This window comes from Mycobacterium sp., from assembly GCF_040398885.1.
In the GTDB taxonomy this organism is placed as follows: Bacteria; Actinomycetota; Actinomycetes; order Mycobacteriales; family Mycobacteriaceae; genus Mycobacterium.
Map to the genome: position 1 here is coordinate 1 of NZ_JBBATF010000047.1, position 18567 is coordinate 18567.

General features: G+C 67.5%; 16 protein-coding genes. 7 read left to right on the plus strand and 9 right to left on the minus strand.

The features are described 5' to 3' along the window. Nucleotides 1–59: 59 nt before the first annotated feature. Nucleotides 60–767, minus strand: coding sequence for a mycothiol-dependent nitroreductase Rv2466c family protein (locus ADBZ5U_RS06515; protein ID WP_526263596.1), 708 nt, complete (start codon nt 765–767; stop codon nt 60–62). Next, complete coding sequence (locus ADBZ5U_RS06520; RefSeq protein ID WP_526263598.1) at nt 764–1255, minus strand: M15 family metallopeptidase; 492 nt, start codon at nt 1253–1255, stop codon at nt 764–766. The genes ADBZ5U_RS06515 and ADBZ5U_RS06520 overlap by 4 nt, the downstream gene beginning before the upstream one ends. Nucleotides 1256–1291: 36 nt before the next feature. Here ADBZ5U_RS06520 and ADBZ5U_RS06525 point away from each other — a divergent pair, with 36 nt between their 5' ends. Further along, nucleotides 1292–2506 (plus strand): cation:proton antiporter, encoded by a 1215-nt coding sequence (locus tag ADBZ5U_RS06525; protein WP_526263600.1) that lies wholly within the window; start codon nt 1292–1294, stop codon nt 2504–2506. Here ADBZ5U_RS06525 and ADBZ5U_RS06530 read toward each other — a convergent pair. The 4 genes from ADBZ5U_RS06530 to ADBZ5U_RS06545 form a co-directional block, all read right to left on the minus strand. Further along, entirely contained in the window at nt 2499–3737 is a 1239-nt protein-coding gene (locus tag ADBZ5U_RS06530; RefSeq protein ID WP_526263602.1) for an MgtC/SapB family protein, read from the minus strand. The genes ADBZ5U_RS06525 and ADBZ5U_RS06530 overlap by 8 nt on opposite strands. 10 nt (nt 3738–3747) lie before the next feature. Further along, nucleotides 3748–6471: an aminotransferase class I/II-fold pyridoxal phosphate-dependent enzyme gene (locus ADBZ5U_RS06535; protein ID WP_526263604.1), complete on the minus strand. Its 2724-nt coding sequence runs from the start codon at nt 6469–6471 to the stop codon at nt 3748–3750. A 61-nt stretch (nt 6472–6532) separates the two neighbouring features. Beyond that, nucleotides 6533–8089, minus strand: coding sequence for a succinic semialdehyde dehydrogenase (locus ADBZ5U_RS06540; RefSeq protein WP_526263607.1), 1557 nt, complete (start codon nt 8087–8089; stop codon nt 6533–6535). Nucleotides 8090–8137: 48 nt separating this feature from the next. Continuing rightward, a complete protein-coding gene (locus ADBZ5U_RS06545) occupies nt 8138–9574 on the minus strand; it encodes a DUF222 domain-containing protein (protein WP_526263609.1) in 1437 nt (478 codons plus the stop codon). A 75-nt stretch (nt 9575–9649) separates the two neighbouring features. On the opposite strand from ADBZ5U_RS06545, the gene ADBZ5U_RS06550 reads away from it, so the two are divergent. From ADBZ5U_RS06550 to ADBZ5U_RS06565, 4 genes are all read left to right on the plus strand, one after another. Further along, nucleotides 9650–10360, plus strand: a complete 711-nt coding sequence (locus tag ADBZ5U_RS06550) for a peptidoglycan recognition protein family protein (RefSeq protein ID WP_526263611.1) — start codon at nt 9650–9652, stop codon at nt 10358–10360. 67 nt (nt 10361–10427) lie between these two features. Continuing rightward, nucleotides 10428–11282: a hypothetical protein gene (locus tag ADBZ5U_RS06555; RefSeq protein WP_526263613.1), complete on the plus strand. Its 855-nt coding sequence runs from the start codon at nt 10428–10430 to the stop codon at nt 11280–11282. Nucleotides 11283–11474: 192 nt separating this feature from the next. Further along, entirely contained in the window at nt 11475–11861 is a 387-nt protein-coding gene (locus ADBZ5U_RS06560; protein WP_526263615.1) for a DUF6394 family protein, read from the plus strand. A gap of 168 nt (nt 11862–12029) precedes the next feature. Continuing rightward, nucleotides 12030–13652, plus strand: coding sequence for a potassium channel family protein (locus ADBZ5U_RS06565; protein WP_526263617.1), 1623 nt, complete (start codon nt 12030–12032; stop codon nt 13650–13652). 2 nt (nt 13653–13654) lie between these two features. On the opposite strand, the gene ADBZ5U_RS06570 is transcribed toward ADBZ5U_RS06565, so the two are convergent. The 3 genes from ADBZ5U_RS06570 to ADBZ5U_RS06580 are packed head-to-tail and all read right to left on the minus strand — an operon-like array spanning nt 13655 to nt 15991. Next, a complete protein-coding gene (locus ADBZ5U_RS06570) occupies nt 13655–14665 on the minus strand; it encodes a TIGR03617 family F420-dependent LLM class oxidoreductase (RefSeq protein WP_526263619.1) in 1011 nt (336 codons plus the stop codon). A gap of 32 nt (nt 14666–14697) precedes the next feature. Next, a complete protein-coding gene (locus tag ADBZ5U_RS06575; protein ID WP_526263621.1) occupies nt 14698–15693 on the minus strand; it encodes an alpha/beta fold hydrolase in 996 nt (331 codons plus the stop codon). Between the two features lie 25 nt (nt 15694–15718). After that, complete coding sequence (locus tag ADBZ5U_RS06580; protein ID WP_526263623.1) at nt 15719–15991, minus strand: hypothetical protein; 273 nt, start codon at nt 15989–15991, stop codon at nt 15719–15721. Between the two features lie 528 nt (nt 15992–16519). Between ADBZ5U_RS06580 and ADBZ5U_RS06585 the strand changes: the two genes are divergently transcribed. Both ADBZ5U_RS06585 and ADBZ5U_RS06590 read left to right on the plus strand, forming a co-directional pair. Next, complete coding sequence (locus tag ADBZ5U_RS06585) at nt 16520–17188, plus strand: GAP family protein (protein ID WP_526263625.1); 669 nt, start codon at nt 16520–16522, stop codon at nt 17186–17188. 135 nt (nt 17189–17323) lie between these two features. Then, nucleotides 17324–18567 (plus strand): MFS transporter (locus ADBZ5U_RS06590; RefSeq protein ID WP_526263627.1); only part of this gene is annotated, 1244 nt, incomplete at its 3' end.

Genomic DNA, 18567 nt, shown 5'->3' on the forward strand with positions numbered 1-18567 from the left:
CGGCGCCCGCGATTGCAGCACCACGCAGAGGTCTACTCGCACTTTGACTGCAGGGTGCTTCACTCGGCGCGGGGCGGGAACTCGATGACCTCACCGCGGTTGATCGACACCCAGTCACGGGCTTCCAGATAGGGCCGGAACGTCTCGGTGATCGCCAGGCCGTCGGCGACGGTCTTGGGCCGCTGCAACTCGTACAGATGCGGGAACTCCGTCCAGGCCAGTACCGCATCCCAGAGGCGCACCGCGGCCTCGCCGGACGGCGGGTCGATGAGCACCGGACCGAACAGGCACTGCCCGTCGGGGAAGAACAGCGTCGGCACCCCGTAGCCGGCGGCGTCGACCACGCGCTGGTGGTCGGCGAGCACCTCCTCGCCGGTGCTGGGGTCGGCGATGGCCTCGTCGACCAGGGCGGGGTCAATCCCCAATTCGGCCAGCAGATGCCGGGCGACGGCCTTCTCGTGCGGCTTGTGGCCCTCGACGTGCAGGGCGCGGGCGGCCCGCTCGTACCAGGCGTCGACGTCGTCCATCGACCGCCGCCGCAGCAGGGCGCCGATGCGCATCATCGACCACCCGTAGGACCACTCGCGCTCCCACGGGTGCTTCTTGCCCTCGACCCGGTTGATCTCCTCGAGGCTGAAGAACCGCCAATTGACTTGCAGACCAGTCAGATTCCGCACTTCCCGGATCCAGCGGGAGGTCTGGTAGGCGTACGGGCACATGATGTCGAAGTGGAAGTCGACGTACTCGGGCCTCACCGCGGCGCTCATCCGGCCGCGGCCGTGGCGAGCAACGGCGGGCAGTTGCCCGCGGCGTCGGCAACCAATTCGAAGTGCCACAGTTCGTTGGCGTAAACCCGGCACAGGCCGAACCGGGCGCCGTTGGCCACCAGCCACTGGTCGGCGCCGGCGCCGCCCATGTCGACGGCCCGGCCCAGGACGTGCTTGGAGCGGTCCGGGGTCTGCACGTACTGCCGGGCGGCGGCCAGGCTGCCATAGCTGGCCACCGCGTCGTCGAGCAACTGCTGCTGGAAATCCGCCGACCGCCACCCCGAGGTGATGGTCATGGTGATCCCGTCGGCTGCCGCGGCGGTGGCGGCCCGTTGGACGGCGGCCAGCAGTGCGGGGTCGAGGTAGCCCACCGCCGGGTTCTGCACGTCATAGGGACTCAACGCTTGATAATCGGCACCGGCCACGGCGGTCCCGGCCGCGGCTCCGCCGACTATCAGTCCGATCACCGGTATGAAAACCCTTCGCATGATGTAGACATCATCGCAGGAACAGGAGGTGCAGGCATGGCGCTGGTGTTGGCGTTCGGCGTGATGTTGCTGATCAGTGTCTCGCTGTCCGGTCTGGCCGCCCGCACGGTGTTGTCCACAGCGCTGCTGTTCCTGGTGGCAGGGGCGCTGCTCGGGCCGGGCGTCCTCGGCGTGGACCACCTGGGCCCGGAGAGCGAGATCGTCGCGGTGATGGCCGACGTCGCGCTGTTCACGGTGTTGTTCACCGACGGTCAGCGGGCCAGTGTGCCGGCGCTGCGCGAGGGCTGGCGGCTGTCCGGGCGGGCACTGGGCCTGGGGATGCCGCTGGCGATGATCGGGATCGCGGTGCCGGCCCACTACCTGGCCGGCCTGGACTGGCCCACCGCGTTCCTGTTGGGCGCCATCCTCTCTCCGACCGACCCGGTGTTCGCCTCGGCGCTGGTGGGCCGCTCCGACATCCCGCTGCGGCTGCGCCGGCTGCTCAATGTGGAGTCCGGCCTCAACGACGGCCTGGCGCTGCCGTTCGTGCTGATCTTCCTGGCACTGGCCAAAAACGAGCGCTCGCATCTGGGCATCGTCGTGCTGGAGCTGGTGCTCGGCCTGGCGATCGGCGTCGGCGTCGCGGCTGTTGTCGCGCTGGCGTGGCGGAGCAGATTACTCACCGCCGAGCCGCGACTTCAGCCGTTGGGCCCGGTCGCGATCGCGATCGTGGTGTACGCGACTTGCCATCTGACGCATGCCAATCCATACCTGGCGGCGTTCGCCGCGGGGTCTGCGCTGGCAACCATGGACCACGTCGCCGCCGAGAGCTTCGAACCGTTCGGCGATCTGCTCTCCGAACTCACCAAGTTCGCCGCGCTGCTGCTGTTCGGTGCGCTGATCACCCCGGAACGCCTGTCGCACCTGGGCTGGCAGGACTGGCTGCTGGCAATCCTGGCGATCGTGGTGGTGCGGCCGGCCTCGATGCTGCTGTCGCTGACCAACACCGGGATGCCGCGCGCCGAAAAGCTCACCGCGGCATGGTTCGGCCCCAAGGGCTTCGCCTCGGTGGTCTACGGCCTGCTGGTGCTGCAGGCGGACATTCCCAACGGGGAGCGACTCTTCGACCTGATCGCCGTGACGATCGCGATGTCGATCATCCTGCATTCGTCGACGGATGTGCCGGTGGCCCGCAGACTCAGCATCGAACCGCCCGATAACCTGCCGGCCGGTCATGGGGAGACGGTGGCGGGGCGCCCCGGCGTCACCTGATCGCCGCGGCCAAGGCCGCCGCGAAGACCAGCGCGGGTGCCGCCATCGCCGCCACGAAGCCGAGTCCGAACCGCCGGCCGCCGGCACTGAACGCGAGCGCGATCTTGACCAGCAGATTGGAGCCCAGCGCCGCTCCGACCGCGACCAATGCGGTGGTCACCGCGATGTCGCCCTTGGCGGCCAGGCTGGCGGCGGCGACCGATCCGGCGTGGGCGTCGGCGAGTCCGGCGGCGAAGGCGGCCAGCACCGCTGCCCGCGGCCCCATGACGTCGGCGCCCCAGCGTCCGAGCAGCAGGGCGAAGACCAGAACCGCAGTCAGGATCAGCGCCGGCCGCAGGGCGAAGGGACGACCGTCGGGGGCGCCGGCGGTCTCGGCGGACACGCCCCGGCCGTCGGACACCGCCCCGCGGTAGACGTAACCGGCCACCGCGGCCAGAACCAGTGCGCCGGCGACGACCGGCGGCCACAGCCGCCGCAGGACCTGCGGGTCGACGTAGCCGATGACGATCAGCAACTGCACGAAGGTGGCCAGGCTGGCGGCCAGTGCGCTGGCCAGCGGTGCCCGCACTCCGGCAGTCCGGCTGAGCCGGCCCATCGAGGCCGTGGTGGCACTGGCCGACACGAACCCGCCCGCCAGACCGGTGAGCAGAAGTCCGCGTTGGGCGCCCAGTGCCCGGACGCCGAGATAGCCCAGCCAGCCGATGCCGGTCAGCAGCACCACCAGAAGCCACACCTTGGCGGGATTGAGCACCCCGTAGGGACCCAGCGGCCGGTCGGGCAGCAGCGGCAGGATAACGAACGCCACCACGAAAAACTTTATGGCGTCTTCCATTTCGACTTCGGTGACGATGTCGCGGGCGAAGCGGTGTATTCGGCTCTTGGAGGCCAGCAGGACGGTGACGACAACGGCGAGCGCCACGGCTACGGCGGTGCGACCGTAGGCCAGCGCACCGAGGAGGTAGGTGACCAGAGCGGCGATCTCGGTGGTGGTTCCGGGGTCCTCGTCACTGGTGCGCAGGTACGCCAGGGCCATCAGCGCGGCGATCCCCACGAGCCCCGCGATCACCGCCCACGGCCCGAACGTCGCCGCGGCGGCGCCGAGCAGGGCGAGCAACGCGAACGACCGCGAGCCGGCCGGAATCGTGCGGTTGCGGCTGCGTTCGCGTTCCAAGCCGAGCAGCAACCCGATCGCGCACGCCACCAGGTAGGGCTGCAGGGCCGACCAACTCATCGGCGCGGGATCACCGGGACTCGCAGGTCTCGATCGCTTTGTCGGTGTAGACGCGATAGCCGAAATCCGGTCGGTAGCCGTGGATCTCAGGGGTGTCCAGATCGCGGACGAAGGTCAGTATCTCCCGGCTGAAGACCTGGCCGGGAACGAGCACCGGGAACCCGGGGGGATAGGGCGTGACGAACGTCGCCGACACCACTTCCCCACCGGCGTCCAGCTTCTCCTCGATCTCCTCGCCGGAGAGGTACTCGCAGTTGCCGTCGTCGTAGGACAGGTAGAACGCGCGCCGGACGTCGCCCTCCGGGGTGTCGGCGGTTGGGTCCCGGAACGCCGGATGGAATCCGCTGAAGTTCGGCAGCGCAGCGGTATCGGAGGTCAGGCGGCGAACCGTGTGCTCGAAGCGGCCCCGCTCGCTCAGACTCATCTCCGAGGTCCGCTCCTCGAGTTCACTGGCGATCTTGACCAGGACTTCGACCAGGAACGCCACCGAACTGCGGGTCGTGCCGATATTGGTCATGAACAACACGGTGTTGCGGGAGGTCTTGTTGATCTGTACGCCGTGCCGGTCCATCAGCTGCACGCGTTTGAACTCGTCTCCGTTGTAACCGGTCCGGCCGATCGACAGGGTGACCCGGGAGGGATCGAGGACGAACTCGTCGGACTCCCAGGCCCGCATCATGCTGCGCAGACCGGTGCGCAGTGGCTGTCCGATATGGCTGGCCCGATACTCGTCGGGAATCATGTCCGAGGTGCGCAGGCACCCCATGTACTTGTTCAGCAGGGGGTGGTTGTCGATGGCATCGCGCAACTGCATGGCGTTCTCGATCTGGTGGCCGACCAGTTCGACGCCCTCCAGAGCGACCTGCCGGCGGCCGAGGTCCAGTGACGCGAGGATCTGGTAGTTGGGCGAGGTCGACGTGTGCGCCATGTAGGCCTCGTGGAACGGCTCAGCCACCTTCTGGTCGAAATCCTGGTCGAAGACGTGGATCATCGACCCCTGCCGCAGAGCGGTCAGCGTCTTGTGCGTCGACTGGGTGGCGTACACCCGCACCCGCGCCTTGGCCGGATCCGGCTGCAGCCGGCGGTCGAGCAACTCCTCATCGGTGGGCGGACTTTGCACATCCCGGGCCAGCTGCTCTTCGTACGCGGTCGCATAATCCTTGTCTTGCAGGCGTTTCCGGATCCGGTCGGCGGATTCCATGGCGGTTCTCGACCGCAGCACCGGGTGGAAACGCGCGAAGGCGAACCAGGCCTCGTCCCAGAGGAAGACGAGATCCGGTTTGATCGCCAGGCATTCCTCCATGACCCGCTGCGCGTCGTAGACGATGCCGTCGAAGGTGCAATTGGTCAGCGCGATCATCTTGACGCGGTCGAGCTTTCCGGCCTGCCGCAGCATCAGCAACTTCGCCTTGATGTCCCGCAGCGGGACGGCGCCGTACATGGTGTAGTCGTTGAGCGGGTAGGCCTCGAGGTAGATGACGTTGGCCCCGCCCAGCATCATTCCGTAGTGGTGGGACTGATGGCAGTTGCGGTCGAGCAGGACGATGTCGCCGGGGGCGACCAGGGACTGGGTGACTATCTTGTTCGCCGTGGAGGTTCCGTTGGTGACGAAGTAGGTCTGCCGGGATCCGAAGGTCTCGGCGGCCAGCGCCTGGGCCTCGCGTAGCGGCCCGGTGGGCTCCAGCAGCGAGTCCAGTCCCCCGCAGGTGGCGGAGGTCTCCGCCATGAAGATGTCCAGGCCGTAGAAATCCACCATGTCGCGAATCCAGTGCGACTTGATGATCGACTTTCCCTGCGAGACGGGCAGCGCGTGGAACACGCCGGTGGGACGTTGGCTGTACTCCTTCAGGGCGCTGAAGAAGGGGGTCCGATACCTGGCGGCGACGCCGCGCAGCAGGCTCAGGTGCAGTTCCAGCAGACCCTCCCTGGCGTGGAACACCCGCCGGAAGTCCTTCCCGAGTCGCCCGGCGACGTTCTCGACCGCGACCTCGGTCATCAGATACAGGTCCAGTTCGGGACGCAGATCCCGCAGAGCCGCCGCCAGGACGGCGGAGCGTTCGTCGTGGGACTGGTCCTCATCGAATAGCTCGGCCACGGTGGGGTCGACGAATTCGGCGAGCTCGGAGACGTCTCTGGTCGCCTGGGCGCCGAAGCGCCGGCCGATCACGACGGCCTGCACGTTGACGTTGAGGCGCGCCGCGATGAGGGCCTCGGCCGCGTTGGGCACCACCACTGGTTCGTAGACGAATTCGTCGTCCGGGCGGCGCCAGCCCTGAGCCTCCTTGCGGAGCTTGCGTTCCTGGGCCTCGGTCAGGGTCTCGACGACGAGCACCTCGAAATACAGCGGCTCCCGCCTGCCGTGCGGCTGGGTGTCCATCCAGTGCAGATCGGTGCCGAGTTCGTCGTCGTCGCCGGCCACGTCCAGCATCCCGGTGCGGTAGGTCTCGTGGGTCAACGCGTGGTTGATGCCGGCGACGGCCTGGGCGAACTTGTCGTACTCGCCACCGGTGAACATCCGGTTGAGCTTGCCGAACTGCGCGCCGCTGGGATAGGCCCAGTACAGCTCCAGCGGCGCCAACCGGGCCAGTAACGCCCGGCAGTTCTGCTGATGCTCCTCGGTGGGCCGGCCGGCCGTGGCCAGCCGGGCCAGTTGGCCGGAGGCTTCTTCCAGCCGACACCAGGTGTCGGCCCGCAGTTGCCAGACGCTGTTGTAGACCCGGGCCGCAACCGCCATGAACCCCTCCGCCGAAATCAGCTGTTCGTCGATGCTATCCGTCTCGACGGCGGAACCGGGCCTAATTGCGTCCCGGAAGCCTCATCACGGTTCGGACCATCGGGAAGAGCACCTTCTGCCACAGCTCCGAGGGCATGCCGAAGGGCGGGTCGAGGTTGAACACCCGGGCCGTCGCAATCGTCTGCGCCTCAGTGTATTTCAGCAACCCCTCAGGCCCGTGCCGGCGGCCGACCCCGGAGATCCCCATACCGCCCATGGGGGCACCGAGACTGCCCCAGGCGAAGGCGTAGGCCTCGTTGACGTTGACCGTTCCGCAGTGCAACCGGGCGGCGATCTTCTCCCCCTCGGACTCCGAGGCGGCCCATACGCTGGCGTTCAGACCGTACTCGGTGTCGTTGGACTTGGCGATCGCCTCCTCGACGTTGGCCACCGGGTAGATCGACACCAGTGGGCCGAACGTCTCGTCCCGGGCGCACTCCATCTGCTCGGTCACACCGGTCAGCACGGTGGGCTCGTAGAACAGCGGCCCGATGTCGGGGCGGGCCTTTCCGCCGACGATGACCTTGGCACCCTTTGCTTTCGCGTCCTCGACGTGATCGGTGGTCGCCTTGACCTGGCCCTCCGAGATCAGGCTGCCCATGTCGGCGGAGAAGTCATAGGAGGCGCCGAGTTTCATGCCTCGCACCGCGTCACTGAACTTGCGGGTGAACTCGTCGAAAATGCTCTGCTCGACGTAGATCCGTTCGATCGCGATGCACAACTGCCCGGCGTTGGAGAAGCAGGCCCGGACCGCGGCGGCCGCAACCTTGTCCAGGTTCGCCCCCCGGGTCACGATCATCGGGTTCTTCCCGCCGAGTTCGGCCGAGAACCCGATCAGCCGGCGGCCGCACTTCTCGGCCAGTTCTCTGCCGGTGGCCGTCGAACCGGTGAACATCAGGTAGTCGCACTTCTCCAGGATCGCCGTGCCGACCACCGATCCGGGGCCGGGCACGATCGCGTAGACCTCGCGCGGCAGACCCGCTCTGTACAGCAGCTCGGCGCAGGCCAGCGCGCTGTAGGGGGTCTGGCTGTCCGGTTTGAGGACCACCGCGTTTCCGGCGATGAGGGCCGGAATGGCATCCGAGGCAGTCAGTGTCATCGGGTAGTTCCAGGGCGAGATGATGCCGACGACACCCTTGGGCTGGTGGCCGACCGTGGTCTTGCCGATCGCCGGCAACAGCGGCTGCACGCCCCGGGTCTTCAGCAGGTCCTCGGAGACCCGGGCGTAGTAGTGCGCGTTGGCGGTCAGGTCGATCATCTCCTCCTGGGCCGCCCACCGGGCCTTGCCGGCCTCGGCCTGGAGCATGTCCATCAGGAATTCGCGATTCTCCACGACCAGGTCGCGGTAGCGACGCACGATCGCGACGCGGTCGGACACCGAACGCTCGGCCCAGTCCACCTGGGCGGCGCGCGCCTTCTCGAACGCGCGATCCACGTCGGCGGCCGTGCCGACCGGGATGGTCGCCAGCGGGCGGCCGGTGAACACTTCCTCCACGGTCCTGGCGGGCCGGGCGTCGGCATCCTCGATTGCCACAAGCTTGCGCAGGCGGTCGAAAACGTCGGCAGATGGAGCGGGCATGTCGCCACCTAACGGGTCGCAGGGTCTGTGCTCCAAGCCTATCCGACCCTAGAAGGGCGGTGGTTCGGCCACTTGGATCTCGGCGGCCCGGAGGGCCTGCGCGCGGGCGCGTTCGGCGTTGATCGCGCCGCGCATTCTTCGTTCGTGGTCGATCCGCATCCGGCGATCCTCGTCCCGGGTTCGCTTCCGGGTGGGCATCGCCAGTTCGCGGCTCGCGGTGGGCGGCCCGGTATCGCCCGTGATCACGTCGGTCTCCGCCGACATCCCGGTCGGGAGGCGGAGCGCCGGGAACATCCGCCCGCCGGCGGGCTCCGTGGTGTACCGGTGACCGGTGGGCGAGGTGAGGACGACGGTTCCGTCGGGTAACTGCCGCTCAGACCAGCCGCCGGGCCCGCAATAGAACGTCTTGACCAGATGATGCGCGCGGCAGTAGAGCTTGAGGTTGACGCGGCTCGTCGGTCCGGCCGGATAGGGCACGGTGTGGTCGGTGTCGCAGACCCGCTCATCGCAACCGGGCCATCGGCAGGTCAGGTCCCGCCAACGGATGAACGAACTCAGGGCCGTCGAGGGCCGATATCCGGGCTGCTCCTCGTCGGGCACCCTCACCGGCTTGAGTTTCGCCGTCCCGGCCCGGGCCCGAACTGATTCAGCAGGCTGGACTCCGAACTTCGGCAGGTAGCCGGGATTGTCACCGGCGCCCTCCACGGTGGCCTGCTCGGCAAGGATATGGATCACCACCGGCGCTGCGCCGCCCTCGCCGAGCGCCGGGCAATCCGGGGAACCGCACTCACAGAGCAGCTTGTCCGCGCTGGCCGCCATCGCGCCGACCGCGTCACTTCGCCGCTGCATCGCGGTCCGCGGATCGTCTTTGCAGACCGTGCCGGCAAGTGCGTCGAGTCGCTGATCGAACGCGGCGGCGTCGGCGGCGTGGACGTTGGCCCAGATGCCGCCCATCCCCGGGTCGGTCGGACCGACCTCGACGTAACGGTTGGCGTCGATATCAGGCGGCACCCGCACACCGTCGGGGTCGAACCTGGCGATCCACTGATCGAGGCGGTCGGCCAGCTTGGGACCCGACAACTTCATCCACTTCGGGACAACCACTGCCAGAGCCGCATCGAGCTTGGCGATCAGGTCGTCGGCGACGTTGGACGTCCGGTTGATGATCGTCATGACCATGCGGTAGTCGATGCCGCCGGCGGCGAACACGGCCGCGACCTCGGGCAGCCGTTCGCGCAGTTCCCGGGCGTGACGGATCTGGGTGCCGGCCCGGCCCCGGCTGATGTTCTGGGCCGCGGACACCTCCGCCGCCACCGCCTCGAACGGATCCGAGCACCACAGTCCGCGCTCCTCCCACTCGACGGAGCGCCGCGCGAAGAGCTCCCCGACCGCGGCCAGCCTGCCGGCGATGGCCGCGGACTCCGCGCGGGAGAATTCGCCCATCGCGTCGATCAGGTCGGCATCGGACTCCGGATCATCGAACATACATTCGATGATAGGCGGGACCGCCGACGTTTTCGGGCGAGTAGATCGCGGCCCACTGCCTCTATTGTGGCCGACGTGCGGAACTCAGATCTCAGCCGGCGCCGACTGCTGGCCCTGGCGGGCGGGGCCGGTCTGGCATCGGCGGTGGGCAACCCCCGGTCCGCGACCGCCGAACCGTCTTCGCCGTCGGGCGTCGTGCCGTCGGGAGTCATGCTGTGCCGGCAGGCGTGGGGCGCGCGCCCGGCCCTTCCCGGCGGGCGACCGCACACCATCACCCGGATGACGGTCCATCACTCCGCGGTGGCCCTGCTGGACAACCGGGGGATCGTCGCCCGGCTGCGGCAACATCAGCGATTCCATCAGGACGACAAGGGCTGGGTGGACATCGCCTATCACGCCGCCGTCGACCGCAACGGGAACATCTTCGCGCTCCGCGACACCGCGATCGCCGGCGACACCGCCACCGACTACGACACCACCGGGCACTTCCTGGTGCTGTGCGAGGGCAACTTCGACGAGGAGGCCGTCACCGAGGCGCAACTCGACGGTGCGGCATTGGTATTCGCCTGGGCCACAGAGCAATTCGACGTCGGGGTGAACACGCTGGCCAGCCACCGGGAGGTCGCCTCGGGAACGGACTGCCCGGGGACCGCCCTGCAGGCCCACGTGTCCTCAGGCGACCTCAAGCAGCGGATCGCCGGCCTGATCGCATCCGGGTTCAGCCTGCGGCCGGTCTGCGGGCAGGACGCGGCAGCGCGGGTCGCCGCCATCGAAGCGGGTCGTTAGCGCCGACAGGCGCCGATTTTCTGTCGGCCCCCGCGGCTACCCTCGCAGTGGGTGAATGGGGGGACGGATGGCCGATACGGCGACGCTGCTGACCGGCCTGGCGGGCGTGGTCCTGCTGGTCCTGGTCGGCCGGCACCTTTCCATGAAGAAACTCGCCAGGAAGAAGCTTCTCGAACCATGGCAGTGGCCGGCCGACCTTCGGGCTCTCGCCGAAGGAATGGCCCGGCCGATCGACCCGACACCCAAACGGCTTGTGCCCCCGCACCAGAACGCCGCGCTCGTTGCGCAGGTCGCCACCACCGAAGAGGCCTTGTCGCACCTCACGGTCGACAAACCGGCCGCGTGGCCATGGGCGGTGTTCGCCTCGGTTCTGGTGCAGCGGCGCAACGCGCTCCAGGCGCGCCTTCGTAGCGTCGCCTCCGGCTATCAACCCCGCCGCGGAGCCATGCCACTGTCGGGCCCGGCGTACTCCCAGGCCGCCCACCGGACGATGACGCTGATCATCGACATCCTCGCCCAGATCGAGTCGTTCATGCTGAGCCCGGCGTTCCAGGGCGCCTTCGGTGAGGTGGGCGTCGACGGCACCGCCGACGCGGAGGCGATCATCGACATCGCCAACCGGTTGATGGACCACCACGAGGCCCTCCTGGTACAGGCTGAGACCTGCGTTCAAACTCCGGTCGAGCATGAAGCGTTGACGTTCGTCCAGGACGCCGGCGCCATCGCCCTGTTGCCTCTACTCGGCTACGAGCAGTTCATTGTGACCATGTGCGCCCGTATCGGCGAAGCACAGGAGTTGCTGCCCTACGGCGACGGGCACACCGTCATGCAACTCGATGACGTCAGGCTGAACGTGGAGATGCCCGACGATCTCTCCGATCGCTTCTTCGCCCACATCAAGCGCTTCAACGCCCCAACCTAATGGGGCTCTGGCAGAAATTCTTAGCGACGCGTTAGCGCCGGTGGCCGTCGGCCTTAATCTCGGGACATACCGTTGCACTCATGTTGATCGACGTTCGTTGGCTGCAGTACCTGCTGAAGCGACCCGTCCGCAAATAGCGGCGTCTGATTTCGAACGTCCCGCACGGGCCGGGCAACCCTCTAAGCTTCCGATGTGAACCTTGAGAAGGTGGTTTTCGGCTTCTTCGTACTGCTGGCGGCGACGCTGAACTTCGGATTCTTCATCGGCGATATCAGCGATCCCGCCCTCCACAATTCCTGGGAGCTCTTCCTCGCGCTCATCGTCGCTGTCATCACGACGATCCTGAAGTTCGGTGACAGCACCCAACTGGGCGCGGTGCATCTGGCCACCAGCCTGGTGGCGCTGCTCCAACTCGCCGCCGCCGCCGGGATGTGGGTGTGGGCCAGCCACGTGTCTCCCGACGGGCTCGACGCGCACAACATGGCAAGCGTGGTGTCGCTGTCCGGCGGGGCGCTGCTGGCCAACCTGGTGTCGGTCACGCTTCTCGTCATCGAGACGGCAACGTTCCGCCGCCGATAGCACTGCCAGTCCATGCCGAACCCCATGCCGAACCCCTTGCCGAACCCCATGCCGGACCCGCGGCCCATCTTCCGTCTCTGGAGCCGCCGGCGGGCCACGCGGCGCCCCCCGGTCGACATCCCGGACACCCTACCGACCACCGATGCTGTCTTCCTGATCATGCGGCGGATGCGTATGCCGCTGCTCGTCGTCGTCGTCACATTCAGCTTCTGCACTGCCGGGATGATGTTGATGCCGGGAGTCGACGCTGACGGAAACCCCTACCGGCTGAACATCTTCGACGCCTTCTATCAGATGACCATCACGTTGACGACCGTCGGTTTCACCGAAGCGCCCTATCCCTTCAGCTACCTGCAGCGAATGTGGATGATGGTGTCGATTTTCCTGCTCGTCATCGGCTGGGCCTACGCCATCGGCGTGTTCTTCGCCCTCATTCAGGGGGAAGCCTTCCAAACCGCCGTCGCCACCCAGCAGTTCCGGCGCCAGGTCCGCCGGCTGGTCGAACCGTTCATCATCCTCGGCGGTTACGGCGACGCCGGCCGCGCCGTCGGCACCGAACTCGACGAGCACCACCGCCGGTTCGTCGTCATCGACAAGGGGGCGGACAGAGTCGAGTCGGTGACATCCCAGCAACTCACCTTCGACGTTCCCGCTCTGCGCGGCGACTGCGGCTCACCGGCGGTGTTGGGCATCGCCGGCCTCGGGCACCCGCAGTGCGAGGGTGTGCTGGCATTGACCGACGACGACGACTCCAACCTCGCCGTGGTGATGGCCGCATCATTGCTGCGACCGGACCTGCCGGTCCTGGGCCGGTGCAGCCGGCGGCGCACCGGGAACCGCATGGAGCACTTCGCACCCGCGTCGGCCATCAACGCCGATGACCGGTTCGGGGAGTACCTCGCCCTGTCGATCCGCCGGCCGGTGAGTTACCAGCTGCTGCGGTGGCTGATGGACAACGAGGACGAACAACTGCTGCCCGCGCGGCAGGATCTGGCGGCGCGCAGATGGGTGGTCTGCGCCGAGGGCGAGTTCGCCGAGACCATCCTGACCGATCTCGCCGGGGCCGGTGTCGCCGTCGAACTCGCCGAGGCGGCGGGTGACGATCCCGACCTCTCCGGATCGGTGGCATTCGTGGCAGGCACCGACAACGACACCGTCAACATCGCCATGGCCGAACACGCCCGCAAGGCCAACCCCGGCGTTCACGTGGTGCTGCGCCAGCAGTCCACCGCGAAAAAGGCGCTGTTGAATCCGCTGCGGATCGACACGGTCTACGTCGGCACGGAGGTCGTCGCCCGGGAGGTACTCGCCCGGATCCTGACACCGGTGTTCTGGAGCTTCGTGACCCATGCCATCACCCGCGATGAGCCGTGGGCCGTCCGGGTGCGTGACCACCTGGTCGCGCGCTGCGGCCGGCGGACTCCGGAGCGCGAGGTGATCACCCTGTCCGACGAGCAGGCACCCGCGATCGCCGGTTGGCTGCGACGCGGCGAGACGCTGAGTCTGGGGGCTCTGATCCGTCGGCCCGACGACCGGAATGCGGTCCTGCCACTGGCCGCGCTGGTTCTGGTCCGCGACGGAGAGCCGCGGTTCATGCCGGCCGAGGACACCCCGCTGGCGCTGAATGACCAGGTGCTGCTGGCCGGCAAGCGGGCCGGCCTGGCCCAGGTCCGCGAGATCTGCCACTACCCGGCCACCGTGGAGCACATCGCGACTGGTCGGCAGGTCCCGCTGACGTGGCTGTGGACCAGGCTCGACGCTCGGCGACGGGCGAGCAAGTCGGGTAGGTAGGCCTACAGGGCCCGGAGCGAAGAGACCAGATCGCCGACGTGGGCCGCGGCCGGGTCGTAGCCCGGGAAGTAGCAGCAGACCTCCCGGGCGTGCGCGCCGTATCTACGGCCGATCTCGGCAGCACACTGCTCGGGCGTCCCCACCACGGCGATGCGGGCCACCATCTCGTCACCGATCAGGGACCGCATCCGGGCGACGTCGCCCACCTTGGAGAGCGCGTTGAGTTCGGGCTGCAACGCCCCCCACCCCTCGACCTCCAGGACCGGAAGGTATGCCGGCGTCGATCCGTAGAAGGCGATCAGCATGGCGACGCCGTTCCTCGCAGCCGCGAGTTCCTCCGGGGTCCGTCCGACGGCGACCATGGCCTGGGCCACGATCTGGAAGTCGGCCGGGGTGCGCCTCGATCTTTCCAGGCCCTCGGTGATCGCGGGAACGGTGCGCTCCGCGAAATGGTGCTCGCTGTTGAAAGGCATGACCAGCAGTCCGTCGGCGACCTCGGCGGCGGTGCGGGTCATCACCGGGCCGAGCGCACCGAGCAGCACCGGCGGCGGACCGAACGGGTTGGGGCCGGGGCTGAAGTTCGGCGGCATGAGCGTGTGGGTGTAGTGCTCGCCCCGAAAGTTCAACGGCGCCAACCCTTCCCAGGCGGCGAAGATGGCCTTGATAGCTTTCACGGTTTCGGCCATGCGGGCCGCCGGCTTACTCCACTGCGCCCCGTAGCGCTTTTCGATGTGGGTCCTGATCTGCGAGCCCAGACCCAGCCGGAAGCGCCCGGCGCTGTACACCTGCAGGTCGTAGGCGGCATGTGCCAGATGCAACGGGCTTCGCGGCCCGGCGATCGCCACGTTGGTCATCAGGTCCATCCGAACCAGGCCGGCAGCCACCGCCAGTGGGAGGAATACGTCGTGCGGGCCTTCGAAGGTGAACAGGCCGTCGGCGCCGACTGCTTCGAGTTCGCGGGCGTGCCCGGCAACGCGACCGGGTGCGGCCTCAACCTGGAGGTGGACCTTCATGCTGAAGGAAACCCTAAACCAGGGCCGCGGAACTAGGGTCGATCCGTCCTCTGGTCGACGAGCGTGGCTCCGGCAGGTGTGTTGCCGAGCGTCTGCAATTCCAGCGGGCCGCCGGCGGCGGTGAGGCGGATGACGGCGGCGATCTGGTCGGGCGCGTCGCACTGGACGTAGTGGTCGGCGCCCGGCACCACCCAGTAACGGCTGCGGCCCTTCTTGTCCCTGACGTAGGTGCGCCAGACGTGGTCGGCGACCCGAAGCGGCGCGATCGCGTCGTGCAGGCCCCAGATGATCGTCGTGTCGACCGGAATCCTGGCGAGCGCCTCGAGCCAGGTTGTCTCGTGGTCGGCCCGCTCGTTCAGATACTTGATGGTGTCGGGAAGAACCCGCATTCCGTCGTTGTGGGCGAAGCACTTGGCCATGGCCGTGATCTCGGGGTCACCGGGAGCACGGCGCGGAATGAAGGCGGTAGCTCCGAGACCGGCCGCGAGCATCTCCGGCGCCGTCGCCGCAGCGGTCTGCCGGCCCGTCGCGTCGTCGAGGAGCGCACGTTGGAACGCGGTCAGATTGGAAAGCGGCAGGAAGATGTTCGCGTTCGTGAGGAACAGATCGACAGGCATGTTGCCCGGGTGTTTTTCGGCCAGCATCGAGAGAGCGATGATCCCCACGCTGCTGCCGCGATCATGGGTCAGCATCCGGAAGTCGCCGAGCCGCCACTGCTCGGTGATGAGGTGCACGAGCAGCCGGGCATCGTCATACAGCGAGTAGCGATACGGGGCCGGCGGCTTCTCCGACAGGCCGTAGCCCGGGAAGTCAACCGTGAATATGTCGAAGTCGGAGCCGAGTTCGACTGTGAGTCCATGGAAGTCGACGCTGGAAGTCGGAAAGCCGTGCACGAACACCAATGCCGGCGCGCCCGGGGTGCCGCTGCGCCGACTGAAGAGGCGCACTTCCCGACCGTTGTTATCCGGAGTCGTCGACCGCCACCGGATCTCCGTGCCGCCGGCCTGCCACTCCCCGAAGAGATCCATCCGTCAAGCCTCGGGCTTCATCCCCTCAACCTCCGGTGATGACGTTGCCCGGCAGCGCCGTCGGAGCCGGACGGGCCCGGTCAGTGGGGGCATGGGAATTCGGCCCGGAACCGGCGTTGGGTCCGGGCGTGATCACCTTCTCCGTCGGCACCAGCGCCGGGGCGCTCGAACCCGGCGCCGACGGCGACGTCTCGGGCGGCTTTTCCTTGGAGCCACAAGAGGTCAGCATGCCCATGCCGATCAGTGCGACCGTACTGGCGACCAGCGCCATGCGGCGCATCGAACGGTCCGTCATCATGGTGGTTCTCCTCATCGGATCTGCGCTGTGGGGCGACTGTAAGGATATCCAGTTGTCGACCGCCGTACTCCGCGTCACGCCACTGCCGCGGTCAGGGCCCGGTCGGACACCTGCTCGGCGATCACGTTGATGCTCTTCATGATCCTCAACTCCTTGTGGCGGATGAATGCTGTCACCGACCAATCTGACTCATGTGGTTGGTCGCGGGCGTCCACCGAGCGGGCGTTGTATCGGGCCATCCCGCCATCCCCCGATTGGAGGACAGGGGCCACTGTCGAGGGGCTAGGCGCCCCTCTTCGACTTCTTCTTCGGCGCCTCCCCCACCGCCCGGGCACGGTCAGACGTGGTGAAGCCCTAGTCATCGCCATCCATGTCGAAGATGACCGCGCGTTGTCGGCTCATGGAATTCCCGAGAGTTCGAAAATCTCCCCCTTGATTTCCCAGTGCCCCGTCCTCGGGTCTGCTGGGACAGCCGGCGCGGGGCTGAAATTCTGCGCCGCCGAGAGTAATTCGCGTAGGTTCCCCCCGGTGAACAATCTGGGCTCCGGCCTCAAAGAACTAATCCCACTGGCCTTGATCATTGCGATTTCGCCGCTGTCGATCATCCCGGGCATCCTCGTCTTGCACACCCCGCGCCCGCGCCCCACCAGCCTCGCCTTCCTGGTCGGGTGGATACTGGGCATCGCGGTGATCACCGGGGCGTTCGTGGGCGGAGCCGACGTCTCCAACAACGGGCTGGACAGCAAACCCACCTGGGCCCCCTACGTCCGCATCGTCCTCGGCGCCGCCCTGATCGCCTTCGGCCTCTACCGGTGGTTCGGCCGGCACCGCCGGGCCCACAACCCGAAATGGATGACCGCGATGGGTTCGATGGGGCCCGGGCGGGCCTTCATCACGGCGATCGTCTTGACGGTCGCCAATCTCAAAGTCTTCACGATGTGCGCCGCGGCCGGCGTGGCCATCGGCACCGCCGCACTGGGCCGGACCGGGGCCTGGCAAGCAGTGCTGATCTTCACCGCGCTCGCGGCATCGACGGTGGCCATCCCCGCACTGGGGTATCTATTCCTCGGCGAGCGACTCGACGCGGCACTGGACCGGGTCAAGAATTGGATGGATCGAAACCACAGCGCTTTGGTCGCCGCGATACTGCTGGTGATCGGTTCGGCTTTGCTGTACAAGGGAATTCACGCGCTCTAGCAGTGTTCGGCGGCCACGCCGCCGAGGCACTAGCATCACCTCGTGCGGGTAGAGCAGGTCAGCGGGTTTGCCGCCACCATGACGACGGTGGCCATGGGCCTGGGCAGCGCCGTAGCCGTCGGCGATCTGCGGATCATGGCGGCCAACATCTCCCTGGTCCGCCACGGCCTGGGCTTCTCGCACGGCACGACTATCTTCGTCTCATCGTTGGCGACCCTGACCCTGGCCGCCTCGGTGCTCGGCGCGGGCGTGCTGGGTGACAAGTACGGCATGAAGCGGATGTTCGTCGCCGGGGCGTGCGCCGCGGTGGTATTCGGGTTCATCGGCGCGACGGCGCCCAACGTCGTGGTGCTGATGATCGCCAGAGCCTGCATCGGGGTGGCGTTCGCATTCCTGAGCGGTCTGTCGCTGGCCATCATGAATGCCGTCTTTCCGCCCGAACGTCGCGCCGGTGCGATCGCGTGGTATCTCGCCGCGGTCTATGCATTCGGTGTGCTGCCGGCGACGATCGGCAGTACACTGGCCGAGCAATTCAGTTGGCGCACCGGACTTCTTGTCACACCCGTGCTCGCAACCCTCGTCGTGGTGATCACCCTGCGCTACGTCCCGGAGACGCAGAGTTCGCACCGCGGGACCGACCTCCCCGGCCTGTTGCTGATCGCCGTCGCACTCATAGGCGTCACCTACGGCATCTCCGATTTGCAGAGTGGCGTCGATCTCGCCGCGATCGCATCAATCCTGACCGGCATCGGCGCCGCCGCCGCGTTCGTGTGGTGGGAGTTGCGCTGTGACGATCCGGCGCTGGATGTGCGGATCTTCCGCTCGCCCCGGTTCACTGCCGTGGTCAGCGCGGGCGCCGCCAACAATCTGGTGCAGGGCGGATCGATGACCATGGTCGCCTTCTACCTCGTCATCGTCCGCGATCTGTCTACCTGGGCGTTCGCCTTGCTGCTCATCCCGGCCACGCTGGTGGCCGCACTGGCTGCCATCGGGGCCGGCCGAGTAGCGGCACGCTTTGGCAACGGCACCGTGGTGGTTGCAGGCCTGTCGGTATTGGCGATCAGCCTGCTGGCTCGGCTGTCATTCCGGTTCGACACCCCGATCGCTGTCATCGGGGCAGTGATGGCGCTGACGACCGTCGGCGGCGCGATCATCCAGACACCGCAGACGACGGTCATGATGTCCAGTGCACCAACGCATCTCGGTGGTGTCGTCTCGGCGGTGAAAGCATCGGTGGGAGGTACCTTCTACGGACTGGGGGCCGCGCTGTTCTCGATGCTCGGCATCATCCTGTTGATCCGCGACATCGGCCCGAAGCTGGCCGACGCCGGAGTCAGCATCGAGCAGGCCGGCGAGATCCTGAGCACCACAGCTGCTGA

Coding starts and splice junctions, on each gene's coding strand:
- ADBZ5U_RS06565 (WP_526263617.1), top strand. CDS start 12,030: ATGCGTATGCCGCTGCTCGTCGTCGTCGTCACATTCAGCTTCTGCACT.
- ADBZ5U_RS06540 (WP_526263607.1), bottom strand. CDS start 8,089: ATGCCCGCTCCATCTGCCGACGTTTTCGACCGCCTGCGCAAGCTTGTG.
- ADBZ5U_RS06530 (WP_526263602.1), bottom strand. CDS start 3,737: ATGAGTTGGTCGGCCCTGCAGCCCTACCTGGTGGCGTGCGCGATCGGG.
- ADBZ5U_RS06535 (WP_526263604.1), bottom strand. CDS start 6,471: ATGGCGGTTGCGGCCCGGGTCTACAACAGCGTCTGGCAACTGCGGGCC.
- ADBZ5U_RS06575 (WP_526263621.1), bottom strand. CDS start 15,693: ATGGATCTCTTCGGGGAGTGGCAGGCCGGCGGCACGGAGATCCGGTGG.
- ADBZ5U_RS06580 (WP_526263623.1), bottom strand. CDS start 15,991: ATGATGACGGACCGTTCGATGCGCCGCATGGCGCTGGTCGCCAGTACG.
- ADBZ5U_RS06570 (WP_526263619.1), bottom strand. CDS start 14,665: ATGAAGGTCCACCTCCAGGTTGAGGCCGCACCCGGTCGCGTTGCCGGG.
- ADBZ5U_RS06555 (WP_526263613.1), top strand. CDS start 10,428: ATGGCCGATACGGCGACGCTGCTGACCGGCCTGGCGGGCGTGGTCCTG.
- ADBZ5U_RS06525 (WP_526263600.1), top strand. CDS start 1,292: ATGGCGCTGGTGTTGGCGTTCGGCGTGATGTTGCTGATCAGTGTCTCG.
- ADBZ5U_RS06520 (WP_526263598.1), bottom strand. CDS start 1,255: ATGCGAAGGGTTTTCATACCGGTGATCGGACTGATAGTCGGCGGAGCC.
- ADBZ5U_RS06545 (WP_526263609.1), bottom strand. CDS start 9,574: ATGTTCGATGATCCGGAGTCCGATGCCGACCTGATCGACGCGATGGGC.
- ADBZ5U_RS06515 (WP_526263596.1), bottom strand. CDS start 767: ATGAGCGCCGCGGTGAGGCCCGAGTACGTCGACTTCCACTTCGACATC.